This is a genomic window from Ornithinimicrobium sufpigmenti (assembly GCF_004322775.1).
GTDB lineage: Bacteria > Actinomycetota > Actinomycetes > Actinomycetales > Dermatophilaceae > Ornithinicoccus > Ornithinicoccus sufpigmenti.
The window spans coordinates 2,566,858-2,589,178 of the sequence record NZ_CP036403.1; the positions used below are offsets into that span (position 1 = coordinate 2,566,858).

Consider the following 22,321-nt stretch of genomic DNA (forward strand, 5'->3'; position numbering starts at 1 on the left):
CCACCCGACCGAGGTGCCACAGTGGAGGCATGGGACGATCCGGCCGACCGCGCACCCCGGGCGAGCGTCTGTGAGCGGACGTCTCCCGGAGGAGCCGGTGCGACTGCCGGTCAACCGGCAGACCTGGCAGCACCTGACCTTTCTCCACTACCGCTACCCGGCGGCCGAGGTGCAGCGCCTCGTGCCGCCGGGGTTGCGCGTCCAGGAGTGGGGTGGCGCGGCGTGGGTGGGGATCACGCCCTTCCTCATGCGCGACGTGCGTGTCGCCGGTCTGCCTCCGCCGCCGGGCTGGGGAGCCTTCGCCGAGCTCAACGTCCGCACCTACGTGCAGGGACCGGACGGCCGCGACGGCCTGTGGTTCCTGGGGATGGTCGTGCCTCGGGTGACGTTCGTCGTGGCGCTGCGCAGCCTGGGGCTGCCCTACGCCAAGGCCGCCGGTCAGGTGGACGTCGACGGAGCCCGGTGGGGCTACCGGTTCGGACCGCCGAAGGGCCGGCTGCCCTCCGGCCGACGGGTGGACCGTCCGGAGCAGGCCCGGGACTCCGCGCCGTGGTTCCGGGCCGAGGTGAGCCTCGCCGAGCCGGTGGGTCCTGCTGAGCGCACCGCCGAGCTGGACGCGATCACCGGGCGGTGGGCGGCCTACCACCAGCGGGCCGGTGTCCTGTGGCGGACCCCGGTCCGGCACGCGGTGTGGCCACTGCACCACGCCGAGGCCGTCGGCGAGCTGACCGCACCGTTGCGGTGGGTGGGTCTGCCCCGGCCCGCCGGGCAGCCGATGCTGCACGCCTCCCCCGGGGTCGTCACCAGGCTTGGTATGCCGCGTCCCGCACGCGCCCGTAGGGTCTGACCATGTCGTCATCACCGTCGTCGTCATCGCCGTCGCCGCACGCACCCTCCGACCCGTCCCGAGGCCTGGGAGCCCTGCTCTCCCCCGCCGAGCTGCAGGCGCTCCTCGTCGGTCCCGAGCAGGACCGCCCGGTGCTGGTGGACGTGCGATGGGCGCTCGGCGCCGGCACGGAGGCCAACCGGGCCGCATACCTGGAAGGCCACCTGCCGGGCGCGGTCTTCCTGGACCTGGAGAGCGCCCTGTCCGACCCGCTGCGCGAGGACGGCGCGGGCGGACGCCATCCCATGCCCTCCCGGGAGCGCGTGCAGAGCGCGCTGCGGGCCGCGGGCGTGCGACAGCACGGGGCAGTCGTCTTCTACGACGCCGACCGGAGCCTCGGCGCAGCCCGGGCCTGGTGGGTGGCCAGCTACTACGGGGTGCAGGCCGCGGTGCTCGACGGCGGGCTGGCCGCCTGGCAGACAGCCGGCCTGCCCGTGGTGCCCGGCGAGGTCGAGGCTGAGGAGGGGGACGTCGAGCTGGTGACCGGTGGGCGGGAGCTCCTGGACGCCGCCGGTGTCCAGGCGCACCTGGAGGCCGGCGGGCAGCTGATCGACGCGCGTCCGGCCGACCGCTACCGGGGCCAGAACGAGACCATCGACCCTGTCGCCGGCCACATCCCCGGGGCGCTGTCGTTGCCGGCCCTGTCGCTGGTGCCGGACGGGCCCTTCGTCGACAGTGAGGGCCTGGTGCGGCGGCTGACCGAGGCAGGCGGCGTCACCGACCGGCCGACGGCGGTCTACTGCGGCTCCGGGGTGCAGGCCGCCCACCTCGCCCTGGCCCTGGAGGCGCACGGCGTCGGACCGCGGCCGGCCGTCTACGTGGGGTCCTGGAGCGACTGGATCAGCGACCTGTCGCGACCTGTGGAGTCCGACTGAGCGCACGGCACGAGGGACCGGGTGGTCCCGGCCCCTCGGCGTGGTGCGTCAGTGCCGCGTCCAGCGGCCTGGGTCAGGCCTGCTCGAAGACGTTGACCAGCTCGCGGTTGAAGGCGGGCAGGTCGTTCGGCGTGCGGCTGGAGACGAGGGTCCCGTCCACGACGACCTCCTCGTCCACCCAGGTCGCACCCGCGTTGCGCAGGTCGGTCTTGAGGGAGGGGTATGAGGTCATCGTCCGGCCCTGCAGGATGTCGGCGTCGGTCATGATCCAGGCACCGTGGCAGATGACGGCGATCGGCTTGCCCTCGGCGCCGAAGTGCCGGGTGAAGGCGACGGCATCCTCGTCCATGCGCAGCTTGTCGGCGTTGCCGGTGCCGCCGGGGAGAACGAGGGCGTCGTAGGAGGCGGGGTCGGCCTCTGACGCGGTCTTGTCCACGTCCTGCGTGTGGCCCTTCTTGCCCTCGACGCGCTCGCCGGAGGGGGCGATGAGGTGCGCGGTGCCTCCGGCCTCGACGACGGTCTCCCAGGGGCTGGTCAGCTCGCTGTCCTCGAAACCGTCGGTCAGCAGGAAGGCGATGGTCTTGCCGTTGAGTCGTTGCGTCATGCTTCCAGGCTAGGTGGCCACCCGGGTCGACGCAGGCCGGAGGGGGCCAGCGCCTCTCACACCGACCCCTCTGACGTCGACCCGCGTCACCCCGCCTGCACGGCACGGGACCGGACGACCGGCGGGTCAGCCGCCGGAGACGTCGAGCTCGGCCTGGGCGATCGCCGCCCGCTGCGGCCCGTCGAGCTCGCGGGACTCGAGCCACCGGTCGGGCAGCGCCACGACCCGGGCCGAGCCGGCCCGACCACGCTGCCCGTCGGCGGCCTCGCCGGGCCAGGCCTGGTCCAGGTCGAGGGTGGCGATGAGCGCGTCGAGGTCCGCCAGGGTGTTGACGAGGGCGAGCTGGTGGCGCAGCTGGCCACCGACACGGAAGCCCTTGGTGTACCAGGAGATGTGCTTGCGGATGTCGCGGCAGCCCTTGGCCTCGTCGCCGTGGAACTCGACGAGGAGCTCCGCGTGGCGGCGCAGCACACGGCATACCTCGGCCAGGGTGGGCTCGACCCGCACCCGGGAGCCGGCGAAGGCGGCGGCCAGGTCGGCGAAGAGCCACGGGCGGCCCAGGCAGCCGCGCCCCACCACGACGCCGTCGCACCCGGTCTGCTCCACCATGCGCAGCGCGTCCTCCGCCGACCAGATGTCGCCGTTGCCGAGCACCGGGATGGTGGTGACGGCCTGCTTGAGCTCGGCGATGCGGCTCCAGTCGGCCTCGCCGGAGTAGGCCTGGGATGCGGTCCGGGCGTGGAGGGCCACCGCTGAGGCACCCTCCTCCTCGGCGATCCGCCCGGCGTCGAGGAAGGTCTCGTGGTCGGCGTCGACACCGACCCGCATCTTGACGGTCACCGGGATCTGCGCCGGTGCCGCCTCGCGGACCGCGGCGCGGACGATCCCGCGGAAGAGCTCGGTCTTCCACGGCAGTGCCGCTCCCCCGCCCTTGCGGGTGACCTTGGGCACGGGGCAGCCGAAGTTGAGGTCGACGTGGTCGGCGCGGTCCTCGTCGCGCAGCAGGCGCACGGCCGCGCCGACGGTGGCGGGGTCGACGCCGTAGAGCTGGATCGAGCGGGGCACCTCCTCCGGGCCGTGCTCGATGAGCTTCATGGTCACCGGGGTCCGTTCGACCAGGGCACGGGAGGTGATCATCTCGCTGACGTAGAGCGAGGTCGCGCCGCTGGCGCCGCCCGCGGCCAGTCCCTCGTCGCCATACTCGCGGCACAGCTGGCGGAAGGCCCGGTTGGTGATCCCTGCCATGGGCGCGAGCACGACCGGGGAGTCGATGGTGTGCGGGCCGATCTGCAGGGGCGGCAGGAGGGAGGTGAGGGTGCTCATGACGCGTCGATTGTCCCATCCGGGACGACGTGCCTGGAATCGTGCGGGACCAGGACCCTGCGGGCCTGCTCGAGGACGCAGTCGGAGAGCACCTCCAGGGTGCGCGAGGGCAGGCGCCAGGCGAGCCAGTGGAGAGGGACGTCGTGGTGGGGACGGCGCGACACCGGCACGAGCGCCCCCGCGGCGAGGTCCTCCCGGGCCCACGCGTCCGGCATCATGCCCCACCCCATCCCCAGCCGCACCGCCTCGGCGAACTCCCTGCTGGAGCCGACGTAGGACGCGGGCGGGTCGATCTCCCTGCGCACCCACCGGCGCGCCACCCGGTGCTGCATCGTGTCCTTGCGGTCGAACCGCACGATCGGTGCCCGGTCCAGGTCGGCGGCCCGGGCCCCGCGGGGTAGCCACCGCGCGCGGAAGCCGGGTGTGCAGACCGCCAGATAGCGCAGCGACCCCAGGGGGTGGATCCGGCACCCTGCCACGGGGGCCGGGTCGGCGGTGACGGCGGCCAGCGCCGCACCGGAGCGCACCAGGCCAGAGGCGTGCTCCTCGTCCTCGCGCACGATGTCGAGGGTGATGCCCAGCTGCTCCTGCGCCCGGGCGAGCCCGGGCAGGATCCAGGTGGCCAGGGAGTCGGCGTTGACGACGATCGGCACCAGTGGGTGTGCGGACGCACTCGCCTCGGGGACGAGCTCGGCCAAGGCGTCGTGGACCAGCAGGTCCCAGTGACCGGACAGCCGCAGCAGCACCTCCCCCGCCGCGGTCGCGGTGACCGGCTTGGCGCGGTCCACGACGACCTGGCCCACCGCCTGCTCCAGCGCCTTGATCCGCTGGGACACCGCCGAGGGCGTCACGTGCAGCCGTGACGCGGCCCGCTCGAAGGTCCCTTCATGGACCACTGCCGTGAGCGTGGACAGTGCCACGGGGTCCATCCGCATGAAGCGATGCTAAACGTCGCGCAGGATCGTTCATCGTCCTGATGCTGTTCGGAGGGGCCTAGCGGGGCTAACGTGGCCGCCCGTGACCTTCTTCGGCGTCCTCCTGACCGGCTTCTTCACCGGCCTGGGACTCATCGTGGCCATCGGGGCGCAGAACGCCTACCTGCTGCGGCAGGGGCTGCGTCGCGCTCCGGTCGCCCCTCTGGTCCTGCTCTGCACCGTGGCCGACGCCGCGCTGGCCTTCCTCGCGGTGCTCGGCATCGGCGCGATCGTCGCCGCATGGCCGCCCTTCCTGGACGTGGCCCGCTGGGGCGGTGGCCTGTTCATCATCGGCTACGGCGTGCACGCCGCCTGGCGGGCCCTGCGCCCGACCGAGGCGCTTACCGCCGAGGGTCGGGGGGTCGGTTCGGTCCGCAGGTCCGTGGCCACGATGGCTGCCCTGACCTTCCTCAACCCGCACGTCTACCTCGACATGACGCTCGTCGGCAGCATCGCCAACACCCACGGCCCCGACGGGCGTTGGTGGTTCTACGGCGGCATGGTGACCGCGAGCGCGGTGTGGTTCAGCTCCCTCGGGTTCGGGGCACGCCGTCTGGCGCCGCTCTTCGCCCGGCCCCGGGCCTGGCAGCTGCTGGACGCCGGGATCGCCGTGGTCATGGTCGCCATCGGGCTGAGCCTCATCCTCAGCGCCTGAGTGCGGCCTGACGCCGAACGCGAGTGGCGACGCGTGGGGGGTCGTTGCCCGGGTCAGTCGCCGGCCACCAGGAAGGCCCAACGGCCGGAGGCGTCGACCCCGACGCGCCAGCCGGTGTAGCCGATCCCGGAGCTGCGCATGAGGTCGACCTCCTCCTGGCTGTAGAGCCCGGTGTCCGCCAGTCGCGCCCAGTCCTGCTCGGTCTCCAGCTCTGCAGGCCAGCGGTACGGCGCGTCCGGCGCGTCCTGGCCGGGCTCGAAGCGGGTGAGGAGGGTGGCGGCAGCGGCCGCGCGGTCCGCACCCTCCTCGCCGGAGAACGCCTCCTGCGGGCTGACCACCCCGAAGGACAGGTGGGTCTCGTCGCGCTCGGCCAGGGCAGCCAGACCGGCCAGGTCGCAGGCCGCGGCCAGCTCGAGCACCTCGCTCGCCCCTGCCACCGTCGCCTCGGGCAGGCCCTCGGCCAGGAGCACCGGGTCGGGGTATGCCGTGCTGCACGGGTCGACCGGTCCGGGCGGCGGTGTGTCCTCGGTGGCGGTGTCGTTGGCCGTCGTCGCCGTCCCCGGGTCCTCGGTGGCCGTCCCGTCCTCGGTCGGCTCCTCCGTGACCTCGTCGGTGCCCACATCGTCGGTGCCCACGTCGTCGACCGAGGTGACTGCCGGCCCGGTCGGCTGCTCGGCGGGACCGGGGAAGGCGTCGGGGCCGGAGAGCAGTCCCCCGCCGAGCCACATACCGCCGACGAGCACTCCGGCCGCCGCCAGTCCGCCGACGGCCTGCACCGTCTGCCGACGCCGGCGCACCACCCGCCCCTGGGCCCACACCTGCTCCGCGAGATCGACCTGCGGGTCCGCACCTGCGGCGCGGTCGAGGGCATCCCTGAGGTTCTCGTTCATCGCTCTCCTCCCCCGGCCCGGCTGCTGCCGGCCACCTCCGGCATCAACGCCCTCAGCTTCTGCAGCGCCTTGCTGGCCTGGCTCTTCACCGTGCCGGTGCTGCACCCCAGCGCGTCGGCGATGTCGGCCTCCGAGAGGTCCTCGAAGTAGCGCAGCACGATGACCGCACGCTGCCGGGGCGGCAGCTCGGCCAAGGCCTGTCGCACCTGTGACCCGTCGACCCAGGCGTCCACCTCTGCCGGGGCGGTCTCGCTGTCGAGCAGGTCCGGCTCCCCGGCCTGCACGGCATACGGGACCTCCCTGCCCCACTTGCGCCAGCGGGAGACCGCGTCGCGGTAGAGGATGCGGCGCACGTACGCGTCAGGTGAACCCTCGCGCACGCTCTCCCAGCGGGAGGCGAGCTTGACCAGGGCGTCCTGGACGAGGTCCTCCGCCGCGTGGTGGTCGCCGCAGTAGAGCCGTGCGGCCCGGATCAGCTGGTGCTGCCGGGCCCGCACGAACTCCACGAACTCGGCGTCCGCTGGCGTGGCACTCATGCCTGGTGAACGCTCGGAGGTGCCTGCGGGGTTGCCTTCGGCCGGTCAGAGATCTGCGCAGCGGGCAGGTGTGCGATCAGGCTCGGCCGGGGGTATGCGGTCAGGCCCCGACCAGGCGTTGGGCGAGGTAGCCCTCGACCTGGTCCAGCGCCACCCGCTCCTGGCTCATCGAGTCGCGGTCGCGGATGGTGACGGCGTGGTCGTCGAGGGTGTCGAAGTCGACGGTCACGCAGTAGGGGGTGCCGATCTCGTCCTGGCGCCGGTAGCGCTTGCCGATGGCGCCCGCGTCGTCGACGTCCACCATCCAGTGCTGGCGCAACCGGGCGGCCAGGTCCTTGGCCTTCGGGGTCAGGTCGGCGTTGCGCGACAGCGGCAGCACCGCGACCTTGATCGGCGCCAGGCGCGGGTCCAGCCGCAGCACCACGCGCTTGTCGACCCCGCCCTTGGTGTTGGGGGCCTCGTCCTCGGCGTAGGCGTCGACGAGGAAGGTCATCACCGAGCGCCCCAGGCCGGCCGCCGGCTCGATGACGTAGGGCGTGTAGCGCTCCCCGCTGGCCTGGTCGAAGAAGCTCAGCTCCTGGCCCGAGTGCTGGCTGTGCGTGCTGAGGTCGAAGTCGGTCCGGTTGGCGATGCCCTCGAGCTCGCCCCACTCCGAGCCGGTGAAGTTGAAGCGGTACTCGATGTCGACGGTCCGCTTGGAGTAGTGCGAGAGCTTCTCCTGCGGGTGCTCGTAGTGGCGCAGGTTGTCCGGGTTGATGCCGAGGTCGGTGTACCAGCGGGTGCGCTCGGCGAGCCAGTACTCGTGCCACTCCTCGTCCTCACCCGGCTTGACGAAGAACTCCATCTCCATCTGCTCGAACTCGCGGGTCCGGAAGATGAAGTTGCCCGGCGTGATCTCGTTGCGGAACGACTTGCCCGTCTGGGCGATGCCGAACGGCGGCTTCTTGCGCGAGGTGCCCAGCACCTGGGCGAAGTTGACGAAGATGCCCTGCGCGGTCTCCGGGCGCAGGTAGTGCAGGCCCGACTCGTCCTCGACCGGGCCGAGGAAGGTCTTGAGCATCATGTTGAACTCACGCGGCTCGGTCCAGGCCTTGTTGCCGCAGCTGGGGCAGTTGATCTCGTCCAGGCCGACGTCGTCGGGGTCGACCTCTCGGCCCTTCTTGGCCGCCTTGTCCGCGACCGCCTCCTGCAGGTGGTCCACCCGGAAGCGCTTGTGGCAGGACTGGCACTCGGTCAGGGGGTCGGAGAACTCACCGACGTGACCGGAGGCGACCCACACCTGACGCGGCAGGATGATCGAGGAGTCCAGGCCCACGACGTCGTCGCGCATCTGCACCATCGAGCGCCACCACTGGCGCTTGATGTTCTCCTTCAGCGCCGTGCCGAGAGGTCCGTAGTCCCAGGCCGAGCGGGTCCCGCCGTAGATCTCTCCGGCGGGGAAGACGAAGCCACGACGCTTGCACAGGGATACGACCGTGTCGACGGTGGAGGAGGGAGCCATGCTGGCCAGTCTAAGCAGGGTGCCGGGTCGGCTCGGACCCGGTTTAGGCTGGTCCGGTGTCCACCCCCCACCCTTCACCCGAAGCCTCCCCTGCCCCAGGCCCGGGCCCGATGCGTCGGCGCGTCGAGCAGGCGAGCCGGCCGCTCCTGGAGCGGCTGGCGAAGCTGCCGGTGTGGCTGCCGTTCCTGCTGCTGCTGGTGCTGGTGCTGGTCGGCGGCTTCCTCGGGGGCCCGGTCGGCTGGGTCATGGTCGTGGCGGCTCTGCTGTTCATCCTCTGGCTGCTCTACCTCTCCTGGCCCCGGCTCACGCCGGTGGAGCGCCTCATGCGCATCGCCGTGCTGGTGATCTTCGTCGCCGTCGCCGTGACGCAGATCCTGCCGCGCTAGTCGCCCTCGCCGCGACCGCGCCACACTTGCGGACACTCGCTGCTGTCGCAACGGTAGCGAGGAGCTGGAACCGTGGCGCGCTGCCGGCCGGGACCAGGGCGGCTAGGTCCGGCGCCCTCGCGACGACATCCGCGCCGCGGCCTCGACGAGCTCCCTGATCACCTCGGGCCGGTAGAGCTGAGCCCAGGTGATCCGGGCCACGCCGTAGCCCAGCCGCCGGATGCGGTCCTCGCGGGCCTTCTCCCGCACGAGCGACTCCCGCCCGGCCGCGTCCTCGTACTTCACCGCCCCGTCGAACTCCACCACGACGCCGAGATCCGGAAGGTAGAAGTCCACCCGGGCGACGAACTCACCGTCGTCCGTGATGACGCACTGCGGGCGGACACGGTAGCCAAGCAGGAGCAGGATGACGCGCAGGCCACTCTCGCCGATCGACTCGGCCGACGGGTCCGCGCGGTGGACGACCTGTCGCGCACGCGGCGTCCCCGTCGCCCCGGCCAGGTCCCGCAGCCCCTCCTCGAGCTGTGCCCTGCTGACCACCCTGGCCCGCAGTGCGGCGTCGGCCAGTCCTTGGGCGCCGATCTGGCTGCAGGACATGATCGCGCCGAGGACCGCCGCCACCGGCCCGACGCTCCACACGCCGCCCACCTGCCGGAAGCCGGCGCGCTCACCCGGGCACCGGTGCACCGTGAAGGCGTCCCGACGACGGCCGTGGCCCGACCCGGACCGTCTCGTCACGTGCACCATCTCGAGGTCGCTGGCCAGCAGCGGCAGCCCCAGCAGCACCGCAGCGCTCTGGTGGCTGGCAGCCAGGGTGGCGGGTGAGGTGGCCAGCACCGCCCGCAGCCGAAGCCGGTGCGCCTCCTCCGGGTCGGCCCGGGCCAGGCGCGCCGAGTCGGCGTAGCCACCTCGGCACACACGAGTCAGGGTCCCTGTCGCCCGTAGCCGCCGCAGGTCCGTGGGCCCCAGCCCGAGGTGCTCCGCCGCGGCCGCGGCCGAGAGCGCACCGCCATGGGCGTCGAGATAGGCCCGGAGCAGCGACATGGACCACAGCGTGGCCCAGCCAGCGGGTTCAGCGCCCGGCATCGGCACATCCCTGTGGAAAACTCTGACGCCTGCTCGCTCCGGAGCAGGTGTGGTCGCGACCGAGCCACACCTGGAGACAGTGGCCACCGTTGGAACGGTGGCCAGAACACCTATCCGTGGCTCGGTCATGGAGATTTGACAATCATTCTCATTCGCAGAACTCTTAGCGGTATGACGCGACTCCCCACGGCCCCTGGCGGCCTCGCCGCACTCACCGCGCTGACTCTCATGCTGGGGCTGGCGGGCTGCGGCAACGGAGCCAGCGGTGGGACGAGCGGCGGCGCCGGGGGCGGCAACGGAGACGGCGGGAGCGCGGGAGGTGCAGGGCAGCTGTCTGTGGTCACCAGCTTCTACCCCATCGAGCACCTCGCCTCCCGGGTGGCCGGTGAGCACGCCGACGTCTCCACCCTCACCTCCGCGGGCGTCGACCCGCACGACGTGGAGCTGACCCCGCGACAGGTCGCCGCGCTCGGGGGCGCAGACCTGGTCCTCTACAGCGCGGGCATGCAGCCCGTCGTGGACCAGGCGGTCGCGGCCGAGGCAGCCGATCAGGCCGTCGACCTGGCCCCGCACGCCGACCTGCTGCTGGTCGGGGAAAGCCCGCACGACCACGACGGCGACGGACACGACGAGAGCGACCACGCGCACGACGACGAGAGCGACCACGCGCACGACGACGAGAGCGACCACGCGCACGACGACGAGAGCGACCACGGTCACGACCACGGCCCCGAGGACCCGCACTTCTGGCTCGACCCCGAACGGTACGGCCAGGTCGCGGAGGTCATCGCCGCCGAGCTCATCGCCGTCGACCCGGACAACGCCGGCAGCTACGAGGCCAACCTGGAGATCGTGCTCGCAGACCTGGAGGAGATGGACCAGGAGTTCGTCGAGGGCCTGGCGGAGTGCCGCAGCCGTGACCTGGTGACCACCCACGAGGCGTTCGGCTACCTGGCGCACCGCTACGACCTGCGGCAGACCGGCATCACCGGGATCGCCCCGGACTCCGAGCCCTCCCCCGCGCGCCTCGCCGAGGTCGCCGGCCAGATCCGGGACCTGGACGTCCGTGCGATCTACTCCGAGCCGATCCTGCAGGACGACATCGCCCGGACGATCGCCAACGAGACCGGCACCGAGGTCCTCACGCTCGACCCCGTCGAGGGCGTGACCGACGACTCCGCCGGGTCCACGTACGAGGAGATCATGCGGGCCAACCTCGCGTCGCTGCGCCAAGGCCTGGGCTGCTCATGATGCGGCGCGAGATGGTGACCGCTGACGCCTCGGGCAGCGACCTGACCGACACCGAGGACCTGGTCGTGTCGATGCACCGTGCCACCTTCGGCTACCAGGGCCGACCCGTGGTCACGGACGTCGACCTCGACGTCCGCCGCGGCGAGGTCGTCGCCGTCCTCGGGCCCAACGGCTCCGGCAAGACGACGCTGGTCAAGGCGCTGGTAGGCCTGTCGGAGCACCTGTCCGGCGACGTCAGCGTGCTCGGCACCCCCCTGGCACGGCTGCGCGACCGGACCCGCATCGGCTACGTGCCGCAACGGCATACCCTCGTGGGCGGGGTGCGGGCCACGGTGACCGAGGTCGTGGCGACCGGCCTGCTCGCCCGCCGCCCCTGGTGGCGGCCGGCCTCGCGCACGGACCGCGCCGCCGTGCAGCAGTCGCTGGAGACGGTCGGGCTGGCCGACCGGGCACGGTTCGACGTCGACACCCTGTCCGGGGGGCAGCAGCGGCGGGTGCTCATCGCGCGGGCGCTGGTCGCCGAGCCGGAGGTCCTGGTCATGGACGAGCCGACGGCCGGCGTCGACCACGCGAGCCAGGCCGTGCTCGCGGGCGTCCTGCAACGGCTCGGCGCCGAGGGCACCACGATGCTCGTCGTCACCCACGAGCTGGCCGCGTTGCGCGGCGTCGTCGACCGCATCCTCGAGGTCGACACCGGTCACCTGGTCTTCGACGGCACACCGCAGCGGTATGCCGTGCACCAGGGCGAGCTGGCCCGCGCGGCCGGGAGGGGGTCGGCATGAGCGAGATGCTGGCGCTGGAGTTCATGCGCAACGCGCTCGTGGCCGCGCTGTTCGTCGGGCTCGCCGCCCCGATGGTCGGCATCTTCCTGGTGCAGCGGCGGCTCTCGCTGATCGGCGACGGGCTGGGCCACGTGGCGCTGGCCGGCGTGGCGATCGGTGTCGTCACCCAGACCAGCCCGGTGTGGTCCGCCCTGGTGGCCGCCGTCATCGCCGGCATCGCGATCGAGCTGATCCGGGCCCGAGGACGCACCTCGGGCGACGTGGCGCTGGCGCTGATGTTCTACGGCGGCATCGCGGCGGGCGTGGTCATCATCAACCGCGCGGACGGCGGGCAGACCGGCAACCTCACCGGGTTCCTGTTCGGTGCCATCACCACCACGTCCCGCGAGGACCTCGTGGTGTTCGCGGTCCTCTCGACCGCGATCATCGTCGCGGCCCTCGCCCTGCGTGACCGGCTCTTCGCCGTGGCCGGGGACGAGGAGTACGCCCGCGCCTCCGGGCTGCCGGTGCTCGCGCTCAACATCGTGCTGGCGGTGCTCACCGCGGTGACCGTGGTGGTCGCGATGCGGGTGATCGGGCTGCTGCTCATCAGCGCGCTGATGATCATCCCGAACGCCGCGGCACAGCAGTTCTCGGGCAGCTTCCGGGCGGCCGGGTGGTGGGCGGCGCTCATCGGCGTCGTCTCCTCGGTCGGGGGCGTGGTCACCTCCTTCTACGCCGACACCGCCTCGGGCGGGACGATCGTGCTGCTCTCCATCGCCCTGTTCGCGGTCGCCGCGCTGGGGGGCGCCGTCCGCCGCGCCGTGGCGCTGGCCAGACACCGGCACGCCGAGCGGCACCCGCACGAGCACGGCCCCGGCTGCGGTCACGACCCCGTGCCGCACGGCGACCACGTCGACTACCTGCACGACGGCCACCGGCATGCCGCTCACGAGGGCCACTACGACGAGCACGCGCCCCAGGTGCACCCGCACGAGCACGACCCGCTCAGCGTGCCGCATACCCTCGAGAAGCCCGAGAGCCAGGAGGCCGCACCGTGACCACCGCCCGTCGCCTCACCCGGCAGCAGAGCGCCGTCATGGCGCAGCTCGCCGAGCTGGACGACTTCACCAGCGCCCAGGACCTGCACGCCAGCCTGCGCGGGGCGGGGGCCAAGGTGGGTCTGGCGACCGTCTACCGGACCCTGGCCGCGATGGCCGCCGCCGGCGAGATCGACACCCTGCGCACCGACGAGGGCGAGGCCGTCTACCGCAAGTGCTCCACCGGGCACCACCACCACCTGGTCTGCCGGGAGTGCGGCCGCACGGTGGAGATCCAGGGCCCGGCGGTGGAGCGCTGGGCCGACAAGGTCGGCGCCGAGCACGGCTTCGCCCAGGTGCAGCACACGCTCGAGGTCTTCGGCGTCTGCCCCGCCTGCACCCGCACCGACACACCGGCACCGGGCCCCTGACGACGGAGCGCGCACGTGCGCGTCAGGAGGTGGGCGCGTCCACCGCACCGCCGTAGCGGCGGTCCCGGGAGACGTACTGCTCGATCGCCGCCCACAGGTTGCGCCGGTCGTAGTCGGGCCAGAGCACGTCCTGGAAGACCATCTCGGCATAGGCGCTCTGCCAGAGCAGGAAGTTGGAGGTCCGCTGCTCGCCCGAGCTGCGCAGGAAGAGGTCCACGTCGGGCACCTCGGGGTGGTAGAGGTAGCGGCCGATGGTGCGCTCGTCGATCCCGCGCGGCGACAGCCGCCCCGCCTTGACGTCCTCGCCGATGGCACGCACCGCGTCCGCGAGCTCGGCGCGCCCGCCGTAGTTGACGCAGAAGTTCAGGGTGATGACGTTGTTGTTGCGGGTCCGCTGCTCCGCGTCGCGCAGCTCCGAGATCACCGACCTCCACAGCCGCGGCGTCCGTCCGGACCACACGACGCGCACGCCCCAGGAGTCCAGCTCGTCCCGCCGCCGGTGGATGACGTCACGGTTGAAGCCCATCAGGAAGCGCACCTCGTCAGGGCTGCGGCGCCAGTTCTCCGTGGAGAAGGCATACGCGCTGATGCACTGCACCCCGATCTCGATCCCACCGGCGATCACGTCCAGCAGCGAGGCCTCCCCCGCCTCGTGCCCCTGGGTCCGCCGCAGACCACGCTGGTTGGCCCAGCGGCCGTTGCCGTCCATGACGATCGCCACGTGCCGGGGCACCAGCTCGGGCGGGATCGCCGGCGGCCTGGCGCCCGAGGGGTGGGCATAGGGCGGCACGGGCTGGCGGGTCGCCATCGGCTCAGCTGGTCCTCTCGACGTGTCGCAGGGAGCGGACCCCACGCTCCAGGTGCCATTGCAGGTAGGCGGCCACCAGGCCGCTCGCCTCGTGCCGGTGCCGGCTCTGGCTGGCGTCGGCGACCGACCAGTCCCCCGCCATGAGCGCGCCGAGCAGGGCGAAGGTCTCCGGTGCAGGGGCGGTGGACCCGGGCGGACGGCATACCGGGCAGACCGCCCCGCCCGAGGGGACGTGGAAGGCCCGGTGCGGACCGCTCATCCCGCAGCGGGCGCAGTCGACGAAGCTGGCGCGCCAACCGCCGATGGCCAGCGCCCGGATGAGGTAGGAGTCGAGGACGAGACGGGGCTCGTGCTCGCGCGCGGCGAGCGCCGCCAGGCCCCCGGCCAGCAGCCGGAAGTGCTGGGTCGCCGGCTGCCCCTCCTCGGTGAGCTGCTCGCAGGTCTCCAGCATCACGCTCGCCGCGGTGAACGCCGGGTAGTCCCGGGCGATCGCCTCGCCGTAGGGGGCCAGCCCGTCGGCCTGGGTGACCGTGTCGAGGTTGCGGCCCTCGTAGCACTGCACGTCCACCACCATCCCCGGCTCGAGCCGGGCGCCGAACTTGCTCTTCGTCCGCCGCACCCCCTTGGCGACGGCCCGCACCTTGCCCCGGCCGCGGGTGAGGAGGGTGACGATCCGGTCGGCCTCGCCCAGCTTGTGCGTGCGCAGCACGACGGCTGCTTCGCGGTAGGTGGGCATGCGCTCATTGTCCCCCACGCTCCCGGGCCCCCGCTCGTGCCACACCGGCCCCCGGGCGCCTTGCCCGACGACGGAGGGATGTTCACGAACAGATGTGCGGTTCAGGCTGGCGTCGCGTGGCACGTGTGTTCTATTGTCGACGTATGATGCTGCAAGGATCCTTGCTCGACCAGGTGGAGCAGGTCGGACTGCGCCCGCTCGCTGGAGCGGTTCGCCGCACGGTGCTCGACCACGGCGCCTGGGTCGACGTGCGGCCCGGGTGGGTGACCGGCTCCGACGAGCTGTTCACCCGGCTCGCGCTCGGCGGGCCGGCCGGGGTGGAGTGGCGGGGCGAGCAACGCCAGATGTATGACAGGCAGGTCACCACTCCCCGGCTGCTGCGCTTCTACCGCGAACGCGAGCGCCTGCCGGACCCGGTCCTGGAGCACGCCCGGCTGGCGCTGTCCGAGCACTACGCCGCCGAGCTCGGCGAGCCGTTCGCGACCGCCGGCATGTGCCTCTACCGCGACGGCCGCGACAGCGTCGCCTGGCACGGCGACCGTTTCGGGCGGGCGGCCGACCGCGACACCATGGTCGCCATCGTCTCCCTCGGCTCGCCGCGGGCCCTGCTGCTGCGGCCGCGCGGTGGCGGGGAGAGCCTGCGCCACGTGCTCGGCCATGGTGATCTCCTGGTGATGGGCGGCTCCTGCCAGCGCACCTGGGACCACTGCGTGCCCAAGACCAGCCAGCCGGTCGGCCCCCGGATCAGCATCCAGTTCCGTCCCCGCGGGGTGCGCTGAGCCGAGCGGTCGGCAGCCCCGGGCGCGGCGGCATCTCACGCTAGGGACGCGGCAGCGTGCCGATCTGCTGCTGCAGCAGCTCACGGACCGCGTCCGCGTCGCGCGCGGCGAGGGCGGCGGCCGCCAGCTCGCGCATCGCCTCCAGGGACGTCTCGCGAAGGATGGCCTTGACGGAGGGGACCGCGACCGCGGTCGAGCTGAGCTCGCGCACCCCGAGGCCGACGAGGAGGCGGGCGACCTCTGGCTCCGCGGCCATCTCGCCGCAGAGGCTGACGACCACGCCCTCGGGGGCGCGTTCGCAGATGAAGCGGATCAGCTGGAGCACGGAGGGGTCCAGCGGGTCGGACCAGCGTCCCACCCGGGGGTTGCCGCGCTCTGCGGCGAGGGTGTACTGCGAGAGGTCGTTGCTGCCGATGGAGATGAGGTCGAGCCCCTGGGCCACTCGCCCCAGCCGCACCGCGACGGCCGGCACCTCGACCATGATCCCGACGCCGAGGCGGGCAGGAAGGCCTGGCAGACCGGCGCGGGTCGCTGCCTCGGCGAGCCTCGCCCTGGCCCAGTCGACGTCGTCGATGCAGGTGACCATCGGGAAGAGGACGTTGACCCGGTGCTCCTGCGCCACCCGGCAGATCGCCTCCAGCTGGTCGCTCAGCACGCGCAGGTCGTCCCGGAAGGCGCGGATGCCACGCTCACCCAGGAACGGGTTGGTCTCGGGACGGGACGGCAGGAAGCTCAGCGGCTTGTCCCCGCCCACGTCCCACGTGCGGATCGTCACGGGGTGGGGGTGGTATGCCGCCGCGATCGCGGAGTAGACCTCCACCTGCTGCGCGACGGTCGGGGCGGTGCGCGCGCGGGCGAAGACGGCCTCGGTGCGCACCAGGCCCGATCCCTCGGCCCCGAGGCCGGCCCCGAGCCGGGCGACCGCGAGCGAGGACACATTGGCCTTCACCGTGATCCGCAGCCCGTCCCGCGTGGTCACCGGCAGGTGCGTGTCGGCCAGCGCCCGCTCGCGGTGCTCACGGCGGCGCTCCAGCATCGCCTCGAAGGCGGTCCGCACCTCCGGCGGCGGGTCGACGTCCACGCGTCCGCTGCGGGCGTCGAAGGCCACCAGCGTGCCGGGCGGGACGTCTGCGCGGTCACCGACACCGGTCAGGACCGGCACTCCTCGGGCCCGCGCGATCAGGACACCGTGCCCGAGGCCTCCGCCTCGACGGGTGAGCACGCCCCTGATGGCGTGGGCGTCCAGGGAGATCGCCAGGCCGGGGTCGAGCTCGTCGACCACCAGGACACCTTCCCCCAGCGACTCGGGCTCGTCCTGGCCGAGCAGGATGCGCACCACCCGGTCCCCCACGCTGCGCACGTCCTGCGCGCGCTCGCGCTGGTAGCTGTCCGGGAGGGCGTCGAAGCGCGCCGCTACCCGCTCGACGCCACCGCACCAGGCCGCCGCCGCGCTGGCCCCACCGCGGATCCGGGACCGGACGTCGGCCTGCAGGCCAGGGTCGCGCAGCAGGATGGCGTGGGCGGCGAAGACCTCCGCCTCGCCATAGCCCAGGTGCCGGCGGGCATGCTCCTCCAGCGCCGCAAGCCGCAGCGTCGCCTGGGTGACTGCCCGGTCGAGCTGGCGCACCCTCTCCTCCGGGTCTGCGGACGAGCTCTCCCCGGTGTCGGGGCCTTGCCCGCCCCCGGGGCCAGGCCCCGGGTCGAGCAGCCGCTCGCCGATGATCACCGGCCCGATGGCTGCCTCCAGGCTGGACCCGGCCACCCCCGGCTCGCTGGAGACCGCCGCCGGCACCGGCAGCTCGACCTCCGCCAGCGGCTCCACCGGCCCCACGTCGTCACCGAAGGCGCTGGCGGCGAGCTCCTCCAGGTCGGCGAGCACCTTCTCGGCCCCGGCCCCGCGGGCCTCGGCCAGGAGGACGTGCCCCTGCCGCGCCCCCAGCGTGGCGACCGCCGAGAGGCTGCGGGCATCGACCGGGCCGCGGCCGGTCGTCGCGTTGGTCAGCCGCACCTCGGCGACGGGCTCCGCCTCGCCGACCAGGGTCACCAGGCGGGCAGCCGGTCGTGCGTGCAGGCCGTGCTCGCCCAGGACCGCGAGCTCGCGGGAGACCCACGGCCGGGTGTCCTCGGACGCGGCGGGCTCCTCGGCCTCCCGTGCCGGCCGGTCGCCGCGACTCTCGGCCTGCAGGTGCTCCACCTTCGCCGCCAGCCCGCGCTCGGCCTCTCGGGCAACGGTGCTCAGGTCGGCGCCGGTGCCCGCGGCCACGACCGCCGCCAGCAGCCCCTCGACGAGCGGGGCCGGGCTCACCCGGACCCGGGCCGCCACCGCGGGGTCCAGCAGCTCCAGCGCCATCTCCGCGGACAGGACGGCGCTGCCCAGGTCGACCAGGACGAGCACCCCGTCGCCGCCGGTGGCGGTGTCCACCGCGGCCACGACCTCGGCGACGAGGGCGGCGTCCGTGCCGGTGGTGCGCTCGTCCAGCCCCGAGGCCAGCTCGACCACCGGGCTGGACCCGCCGGGGCTCATCTCCTGAGCCAGGTCTCGTGCCGCCCGGGCGAGGGCGCGGCTGTGTGAGACGACGACGACGCCGATCATGCCTCAGGCCAGGGTCTGGGCGGCCGCCCGCAGGAGGAGGGCAGCACTGCTGGCACCAGGGTCGATGTGCCCCGCGCTGCGCTCCCCGAGGTAGGAGGCCCGACCCTTGCGCGCCACCATCGGCTCGGTCGCGTCCCGTCCCTCCTCCGCCGCCTCGGCGGCCAGGTCCAGACACTCCTGGACCGTCCGGCCGTCCCGGGCTGCCTCCTCGAAGGCCGCGAGCGCGGGGGCGAAAGCGTCATACATGGTCTTGTCGCCGCGCTCGGCCTTGCCGCGCGCCACGATGCCCTCCACACCAGCCCGCAGGGCCTGCGACAGCTCCCGGGCACCGGCGTCGTCGGAAGCGGAGAGCGGTCCCGCCAGACGCAGGAAGAAAGTGCCGTAGAGGGGTCCCGAGGCTCCGCCCACGGTGCTGACCAGGGTCATCCCGACCTTCTTGAGGTAGGTGTCGATGCCACTGAACTGCTCGTCCTCGGCCAGCCGGGCGCTGGCCGTGAAGCCGCGCTCCATGTTGGTCCCGTGGTCGCCGTCACCGATGGCCCGGTCCAGGTCGGTCAGGTGCGCCGCCTGCTCCTGGATCGCACGGGCGCTCTGCGCGACCCAGGCCTGGAATGCAGTCAGATCAGCCATGTCTCATCCTCACCATCGAAGAGCCGGGGTGTCCACCGGGGCGTCCCAGCATCGCAGCATCTGCTCGTCCGTGCGCAGCAGGGTCAGGGAGCAGCCCGCCATCTCCAGGGAGGTCAGGTAGCTGCCCACGAGGGAGCGCACCACGGCGATCCCTCTCGCCTCCAGCAGCCGGTGCACCTCCTGGAACATCAGGTAGAGCTCCAGCTGAGGGGTGCCGCCCAGACCGTTGAGGAAGACGAGCGCGGGCTCGTCTCGTTGTAGGCCGAGGTCGTCGACCACTGGTTCGACCAGCTGCGCCGCGAGCTCCCGGGCGGGGGCCATGGCCTGCCGGCGCCGGCCGGGCTCGCCATGGATCCCGACGCCGATCTCGATCTCGTCCGGTCCCAGGTCGACGGTCGGGCGCCCGGCCGCCGGCACGGTGCAGGAGCTCAGCGCGATACCCATCGATCTGCTGGCCGCGGCGACCCTCTGCCCCAGCTCTGCGCACGCGTCCAGGTCCGACCCGTCCTCGGCGGCTGCTCCCACGATCTTCTCCACCAGGACGGTGGCACCCACGCCACGACGACCGGCGGTGAAGAGGCTGTCCTCGACCGCGACGTCGTCGGCCACCAGGACCGTGCGCACGCGGACCCCGTCCGCCCCTGCCAGTTCGGCGGCCATCTCGAAGTTGAGCACGTCGCCGGTGTAGTTCTTGACGATCTGCACCACCCCGGCACCGGTGTCCACGGCGGCTGTCGCCGCCAGGATCTGGTCGGGCACCGGGGAGGTGAACACCTGCCCGCAGCAGGCGGCGTCCAGCATGCCTGAGCCGACGAAGCCGCTGTGCAGGGGCTCGTGCCCCGCGCCGCCACCGGAGAGCACACCGACCTTGCCGGGCACCGGTCCCCCGGCGCGCAGGACCACCTGGTGCTCGAGGTCGACGCGCAGCCGGTCCGGATGGGCCAGGGCCACGCCTTGGAGGGCTTCGACGACCACGTCAGCGGGGTCGTTGATGAACTTCTTCACGGCCCGACCCTGCCACAGAACGACAGGACGCACGCGCGCGGCACCACGTCCGGCGGGCAGCTGATTGAGCATCGCTTCCGTCATGAGCCTCGGCGCTCGGCTCGGTGCCCCGGGGGGAGCGGCGAGATGCATGGTCGTATGCGGCTGTCACTCAGGCTCCGCGCAGGCTTGTGGGGCAGATCGGAGCTGCTGGACGACTGCGGCATGACCGGGCAGGTGACGTGGCAAGGTAGCCATCGTGACCGACGGGGAGGACACGCCGCGCGGACCGGTCCTGAAGACCGGCCGCCTGCTGCCGCGGCCCTGGCGAGTCAGTGAGGCGGCGGTCATGCACCAGCTGTGGAACGAGCGGGATCCGCGGGTGCCGCCTCGCAGGCGGATCGATACTGAGGGGCACCCCACGGTCTCGGAGCTGGCGGAGTCGATTCGTTCCGATCGACCCCATGTCGATCGGTCTGCTCGCCATGGAGCTCGTGGAGACGGGGAGGCCATCGGCTACTGCGGCCTGGTCGACAGCGGGCGAGCCGTCCCAGGCGAACCGGAGCTGGCCTTCGAACTGCTCCGGCGTCAGTGGGGTCGGGGGTACGCCACCGAAGCGTCCCATGCGGTCATGGACTGGGCCAGGTCATCCGGACACAAGCGCCTGTGGGCGACCGTAGGGGACTGGAACATCGCGTCACGGCGCTGCTCCTGCTCGAGGAGGCGGTCCTCCTTCAGGTCGTGCTGGAGCCACCCGGCCACGTCGCTATGGAGGCGCCTCTGCACACCCAAAATTTCAGCGTCCTTCTCGACGGACACGTTCACCGCCGGCGGCGGCGGCGGACTCCAGCGGCACCTCGTTGCCCCGGTCACTCGGCATCCCTGGTCTCCTCTCACTCATCGTGTCTGTCGCGCTTTCGTCACTCTCCCTCCTACGACCGGGGCAGGCCTCGGGACTGTTGCACGGGTAGGTGACGGGAGTGGGTCAGGCAGTCTGGGCGGCCGGTGTGCAGGATGCAGTCGGCGACGTTGCCGGGGCCGGGCGACGGCACTGGTGAACGCGTCGCCGGCCCGTGCGACGGGCCCGCGAACGCACAGGTCGAGACGAGGCCGTGCACTGGAGAACTACGACTTCGTTGTCGAAGCCAGGTACGATGGCCGCCGCCACCATTCCTGGGAGTCGCCGAATCTGTCCGGCGGACACCCTGCGTGAATCGTCGAGGACTTGCGTGGCCATCGGTACGCGTGATTTCTGACACTCGCGTTGCAGGTATTCCTGCCCTTGTCACCCCGCCCGGGCGCCCCGCCGCCTGGCTCCGTAGCGATATCAACTGAAGGTAGAAGTGAGCACGATATGAAGGCACTCAACCGGCGCACATTCCTGCAGGCGGTCGGCCTGGCGCCCCTGGTCCTGCCAGAGCACCTCCGCGCCGGGCACGGCGGCGGGTCGAACCTCTCCGACCCGGTGCCCTCCCCAGCCCAACCCCTGCCAGAAACGTACTCCTTGACGGGCCTACCCCGCCGTGTGTTCTCCGCGGGCGATCCGGACTGGTGGTACGCGCCGCTACCCACCGACGCAGCGCTCGACCCCCAGTCGCCGCAGAAGCTGGACTTCCTCATCCAGACCGGCATCGCCTCGTGGGGGTCGGTGCCCCTGGGTTACCCGTCGTGGGCAGTGAACAACTACAACAACACCCCGAGCATCCTCGTCATCACACCCGGCGAGGCCACCGTGCCCCTCGTGCTGCGTGACCCGCCAGCTGGCCCGTACGGGGCCAACCTCGTCGACATGTTCTCCGATGCGAAGGTGCCCGCGGACGCCGCCATACTCTCCGGTGGAACAGATGGTTTTGTCGTCATCTACGAGCAGGAGACCGATACCTACTGGGAAGGGTGGCAGGTCCGGTGGGACGCACCCGGCTATCCGGGGTGGTCCGTCTACCGAGGTCAGCGCATCCGGAACGCCTCCACGAAGCTCGGGCGCGCTGAGCCCTACCCGAACGGCGCCAGCGCCCCGTTCTACTACGGGACCAACGCTGCCGGTCTCGCACAGGAACCCGGCGTCATCAAGGTCCAGGAACTGCAGGAAGGTCACATCTCGCACGCCATCACCTGCGCGATCCCCGTCCCCTGCGTCGCCGCCCGCGACATCCCCACCCGCAACGCGGGCATCTCCCAACCCGCCGTCCGTTCAGACGGTCAGTCCACCGAGCAGTACGCCATCCACATGGGCCAACGGTTGCGCCTGCCCGCCTCGCTGGACATCGACGCGATGGACCTGCACCCCGTGTGCCGAACCATTGCCAAAGCGTTCCAGGAGTACGGGTGTATCGTCGCTGACCGCGCTGGGGACATCTCGTTCTGCGCCGAGAACCTCACAGACCTGCCTGCCGGGATCTACGACCCCCTCTTCGCCGGCGCCCAACCGCACAACGTCTGCTGGAACGCACCCAAACCCGGCGGCGGCAACTATGAGCCCTTCCCGTGGGCGCACCTGCAACTGCTGGAGTTCGAGACCACGCTCGAGGGTCTGCCCAGGTAGACCCACCCGACCACTGCTGAGGGTGACGCCAGGTGAGCGAGAGTGGTAGC

Annotated in this window: 23 protein-coding genes; 11 read left to right on the forward strand and 12 right to left on the reverse strand. The window is 72.4% G+C overall.

From position 1 onward, the window contains the following. Positions 1 to 70 precede the first annotated feature (70 nt). Together ESZ52_RS19320 and ESZ52_RS11745 are read left to right on the forward strand one after the other, a co-directional pair. Positions 71 to 847: a YqjF family protein gene (locus ESZ52_RS19320; RefSeq protein WP_181009983.1), complete on the forward strand. Its 777-nt coding sequence runs from the start codon at positions 71 to 73 to the stop codon at positions 845 to 847. A gap of 2 nt (positions 848 to 849) precedes the next feature. Further along, complete coding sequence (locus ESZ52_RS11745) at positions 850 to 1,761, forward strand: sulfurtransferase (RefSeq protein ID WP_131105088.1); 912 nt, start codon at positions 850 to 852, stop codon at positions 1,759 to 1,761. A 73-nt stretch (positions 1,762 to 1,834) separates the two neighbouring features. Here the strand turns inward: ESZ52_RS11745 and ESZ52_RS11750 are convergent, their stop codons facing one another. The 3 genes from ESZ52_RS11750 to ESZ52_RS11760 all read right to left on the reverse strand — a co-directional run bounded on the left by ESZ52_RS11750 (position 1,835) and on the right by ESZ52_RS11760 (position 4,623). Next, the gene (locus ESZ52_RS11750) at positions 1,835 to 2,365 is read right to left on the reverse strand and encodes a type 1 glutamine amidotransferase domain-containing protein (RefSeq protein WP_131105089.1); all 531 of its coding nucleotides are present in this window, start codon (positions 2,363 to 2,365) and stop codon (positions 1,835 to 1,837) included. A 126-nt stretch (positions 2,366 to 2,491) separates the two neighbouring features. After that, positions 2,492 to 3,688 (reverse strand): tRNA dihydrouridine synthase DusB, encoded by a 1,197-nt coding sequence (gene dusB, locus ESZ52_RS11755; RefSeq protein ID WP_131105090.1) that lies wholly within the window; start codon positions 3,686 to 3,688, stop codon positions 2,492 to 2,494. Beyond that, positions 3,685 to 4,623: a LysR family transcriptional regulator ArgP gene (locus tag ESZ52_RS11760; protein ID WP_131105091.1), complete on the reverse strand. Its 939-nt coding sequence runs from the start codon at positions 4,621 to 4,623 to the stop codon at positions 3,685 to 3,687. The genes dusB and ESZ52_RS11760 overlap by 4 nt, the downstream gene beginning before the upstream one ends. A gap of 82 nt (positions 4,624 to 4,705) precedes the next feature. On the opposite strand from ESZ52_RS11760, the gene ESZ52_RS11765 reads away from it, so the two are divergent. Further along, positions 4,706 to 5,317 carry a LysE/ArgO family amino acid transporter gene (locus ESZ52_RS11765; RefSeq protein ID WP_131105092.1) on the forward strand — a complete coding sequence of 204 codons (612 nt, stop codon included), beginning with the start codon at positions 4,706 to 4,708 and terminating at the stop codon, positions 5,315 to 5,317. 53 nt (positions 5,318 to 5,370) lie between these two features. On the opposite strand, the gene ESZ52_RS11770 is transcribed toward ESZ52_RS11765, so the two are convergent. The 3 genes from ESZ52_RS11770 to ESZ52_RS11780 all read right to left on the reverse strand — a co-directional run bounded on the left by ESZ52_RS11770 (position 5,371) and on the right by ESZ52_RS11780 (position 8,244). After that, positions 5,371 to 6,207 (reverse strand): hypothetical protein, encoded by an 837-nt coding sequence (locus tag ESZ52_RS11770; protein ID WP_131105093.1) that lies wholly within the window; start codon positions 6,205 to 6,207, stop codon positions 5,371 to 5,373. After that, positions 6,204 to 6,743, reverse strand: coding sequence for a SigE family RNA polymerase sigma factor (locus ESZ52_RS11775; protein ID WP_131105094.1), 540 nt, complete (start codon positions 6,741 to 6,743; stop codon positions 6,204 to 6,206). The genes ESZ52_RS11770 and ESZ52_RS11775 overlap by 4 nt, the downstream gene beginning before the upstream one ends. A 100-nt stretch (positions 6,744 to 6,843) precedes the next feature. After that, entirely contained in the window at positions 6,844 to 8,244 is a 1,401-nt protein-coding gene (locus tag ESZ52_RS11780) for a glycine--tRNA ligase (protein WP_131105095.1), read from the reverse strand. 56 nt (positions 8,245 to 8,300) lie between these two features. On the opposite strand from ESZ52_RS11780, the gene ESZ52_RS11785 reads away from it, so the two are divergent. Next, positions 8,301 to 8,630: a DUF6703 family protein gene (locus ESZ52_RS11785; protein ID WP_132974534.1), complete on the forward strand. Its 330-nt coding sequence runs from the start codon at positions 8,301 to 8,303 to the stop codon at positions 8,628 to 8,630. A 102-nt stretch (positions 8,631 to 8,732) separates the two neighbouring features. Here ESZ52_RS11785 and ESZ52_RS11790 read toward each other — a convergent pair whose 3' ends face one another. Next, positions 8,733 to 9,674: a type IV toxin-antitoxin system AbiEi family antitoxin domain-containing protein gene (locus ESZ52_RS11790; protein ID WP_131105097.1), complete on the reverse strand. Its 942-nt coding sequence runs from the start codon at positions 9,672 to 9,674 to the stop codon at positions 8,733 to 8,735. Between the two features lie 213 nt (positions 9,675 to 9,887). On the opposite strand from ESZ52_RS11790, the gene ESZ52_RS11795 reads away from it, so the two are divergent. The 4 genes from ESZ52_RS11795 to ESZ52_RS11810 are packed head-to-tail and all read left to right on the forward strand — an operon-like array spanning position 9,888 to position 13,199. Continuing rightward, positions 9,888 to 10,967, forward strand: a complete 1,080-nt coding sequence (locus ESZ52_RS11795) for a metal ABC transporter solute-binding protein, Zn/Mn family (protein ID WP_238154541.1) — start codon at positions 9,888 to 9,890, stop codon at positions 10,965 to 10,967. 11 nt (positions 10,968 to 10,978) lie between these two features. Continuing rightward, the gene (locus ESZ52_RS11800; protein ID WP_181009982.1) at positions 10,979 to 11,749 is read left to right on the forward strand and encodes a metal ABC transporter ATP-binding protein; all 771 of its coding nucleotides are present in this window, start codon (positions 10,979 to 10,981) and stop codon (positions 11,747 to 11,749) included. Then, on the forward strand, positions 11,746 to 12,789 hold the full coding sequence (locus tag ESZ52_RS11805) for a metal ABC transporter permease (protein WP_131105098.1): 1,044 nt from the start codon (positions 11,746 to 11,748) through the stop codon (positions 12,787 to 12,789). Before ESZ52_RS11800 ends, ESZ52_RS11805 begins: the two co-directional genes overlap by 4 nt. After that, positions 12,786 to 13,199, forward strand: a complete 414-nt coding sequence (locus ESZ52_RS11810; protein WP_131105099.1) for a Fur family transcriptional regulator — start codon at positions 12,786 to 12,788, stop codon at positions 13,197 to 13,199. Before ESZ52_RS11805 ends, ESZ52_RS11810 begins: the two co-directional genes overlap by 4 nt. A gap of 22 nt (positions 13,200 to 13,221) precedes the next feature. On the opposite strand, the gene ESZ52_RS11815 is transcribed toward ESZ52_RS11810, so the two are convergent. Both ESZ52_RS11815 and recO read right to left on the reverse strand, forming a co-directional pair. Beyond that, positions 13,222 to 14,007: an isoprenyl transferase gene (locus tag ESZ52_RS11815; protein WP_131105100.1), complete on the reverse strand. Its 786-nt coding sequence runs from the start codon at positions 14,005 to 14,007 to the stop codon at positions 13,222 to 13,224. Positions 14,008 to 14,011: 4 nt separating this feature from the next. After that, entirely contained in the window at positions 14,012 to 14,743 is a 732-nt protein-coding gene (recO, locus tag ESZ52_RS11820) for a DNA repair protein RecO (protein ID WP_131105101.1), read from the reverse strand. 143 nt (positions 14,744 to 14,886) lie between these two features. On the opposite strand from recO, the gene ESZ52_RS11825 reads away from it, so the two are divergent. After that, a complete protein-coding gene (locus tag ESZ52_RS11825; protein WP_131105102.1) occupies positions 14,887 to 15,522 on the forward strand; it encodes an alpha-ketoglutarate-dependent dioxygenase AlkB in 636 nt (211 codons plus the stop codon). Positions 15,523 to 15,562: 40 nt separating this feature from the next. Here the strand turns inward: ESZ52_RS11825 and ptsP are convergent, their stop codons facing one another. The 3 genes from ptsP to dhaK are packed head-to-tail and all read right to left on the reverse strand — an operon-like array spanning position 15,563 to position 19,750. After that, positions 15,563 to 18,115: a phosphoenolpyruvate--protein phosphotransferase gene (gene ptsP / locus ESZ52_RS11830; protein WP_131105103.1), complete on the reverse strand. Its 2,553-nt coding sequence runs from the start codon at positions 18,113 to 18,115 to the stop codon at positions 15,563 to 15,565. 3 nt (positions 18,116 to 18,118) lie between these two features. Beyond that, positions 18,119 to 18,745 carry a dihydroxyacetone kinase subunit DhaL gene (gene dhaL, locus ESZ52_RS11835; protein ID WP_131105104.1) on the reverse strand — a complete coding sequence of 209 codons (627 nt, stop codon included), beginning with the start codon at positions 18,743 to 18,745 and terminating at the stop codon, positions 18,119 to 18,121. 9 nt (positions 18,746 to 18,754) lie between these two features. After that, the gene (gene dhaK, locus ESZ52_RS11840) at positions 18,755 to 19,750 is read right to left on the reverse strand and encodes a dihydroxyacetone kinase subunit DhaK (RefSeq protein WP_131105105.1); all 996 of its coding nucleotides are present in this window, start codon (positions 19,748 to 19,750) and stop codon (positions 18,755 to 18,757) included. A 238-nt stretch (positions 19,751 to 19,988) separates the two neighbouring features. Between dhaK and ESZ52_RS11845 the strand changes: the two genes are divergently transcribed. Both ESZ52_RS11845 and ESZ52_RS11850 read left to right on the forward strand, forming a co-directional pair. Then, entirely contained in the window at positions 19,989 to 20,942 is a 954-nt protein-coding gene (locus ESZ52_RS11845; protein ID WP_272948382.1) for a GNAT family N-acetyltransferase, read from the forward strand. 141 nt (positions 20,943 to 21,083) lie between these two features. Next, positions 21,084 to 22,271 (forward strand): hypothetical protein, encoded by a 1,188-nt coding sequence (locus ESZ52_RS11850; protein WP_131105106.1) that lies wholly within the window; start codon positions 21,084 to 21,086, stop codon positions 22,269 to 22,271. The last annotated feature ends 50 nt before the right edge of the window (positions 22,272 to 22,321 follow it).

Excerpts from the sequence above, each read along its gene's own strand:
- ESZ52_RS11750 (WP_131105089.1), bottom strand. The coding sequence starts at position 2,365 with ATGACGCAACGACTCAACGGCAAGACCATCGCCTTCCTGCTGACCGAC.
- ESZ52_RS11825 (WP_131105102.1), top strand. The coding sequence starts at position 14,887 with ATGATGCTGCAAGGATCCTTGCTCGACCAGGTGGAGCAGGTCGGACTG.
- ESZ52_RS11770 (WP_131105093.1), bottom strand. The coding sequence starts at position 6,207 with ATGAACGAGAACCTCAGGGATGCCCTCGACCGCGCCGCAGGTGCGGAC.
- ESZ52_RS11850 (WP_131105106.1), top strand. The coding sequence starts at position 21,084 with ATGAAGGCACTCAACCGGCGCACATTCCTGCAGGCGGTCGGCCTGGCG.
- ESZ52_RS11745 (WP_131105088.1), top strand. The coding sequence starts at position 850 with ATGTCGTCATCACCGTCGTCGTCATCGCCGTCGCCGCACGCACCCTCC.
- ESZ52_RS11805 (WP_131105098.1), top strand. The coding sequence starts at position 11,746 with ATGAGCGAGATGCTGGCGCTGGAGTTCATGCGCAACGCGCTCGTGGCC.
- ESZ52_RS11760 (WP_131105091.1), bottom strand. The coding sequence starts at position 4,623 with ATGCGGATGGACCCCGTGGCACTGTCCACGCTCACGGCAGTGGTCCAT.
- dusB (WP_131105090.1), bottom strand. The coding sequence starts at position 3,688 with ATGAGCACCCTCACCTCCCTCCTGCCGCCCCTGCAGATCGGCCCGCAC.
- ptsP (WP_131105103.1), bottom strand. The coding sequence starts at position 18,115 with ATGATCGGCGTCGTCGTCGTCTCACACAGCCGCGCCCTCGCCCGGGCG.
- ESZ52_RS11790 (WP_131105097.1), bottom strand. The coding sequence starts at position 9,674 with ATGTCGCTGCTCCGGGCCTATCTCGACGCCCATGGCGGTGCGCTCTCG.
- recO (WP_131105101.1), bottom strand. The coding sequence starts at position 14,743 with ATGCCCACCTACCGCGAAGCAGCCGTCGTGCTGCGCACGCACAAGCTG.
- ESZ52_RS11775 (WP_131105094.1), bottom strand. The coding sequence starts at position 6,743 with ATGAGTGCCACGCCAGCGGACGCCGAGTTCGTGGAGTTCGTGCGGGCC.
- dhaL (WP_131105104.1), bottom strand. The coding sequence starts at position 18,745 with ATGGCTGATCTGACTGCATTCCAGGCCTGGGTCGCGCAGAGCGCCCGT.
- ESZ52_RS11800 (WP_181009982.1), top strand. The coding sequence starts at position 10,979 with ATGGTGACCGCTGACGCCTCGGGCAGCGACCTGACCGACACCGAGGAC.
- ESZ52_RS11815 (WP_131105100.1), bottom strand. The coding sequence starts at position 14,007 with ATGGCGACCCGCCAGCCCGTGCCGCCCTATGCCCACCCCTCGGGCGCC.
- ESZ52_RS11795 (WP_238154541.1), top strand. The coding sequence starts at position 9,888 with ATGACGCGACTCCCCACGGCCCCTGGCGGCCTCGCCGCACTCACCGCG.
- ESZ52_RS11780 (WP_131105095.1), bottom strand. The coding sequence starts at position 8,244 with ATGGCTCCCTCCTCCACCGTCGACACGGTCGTATCCCTGTGCAAGCGT.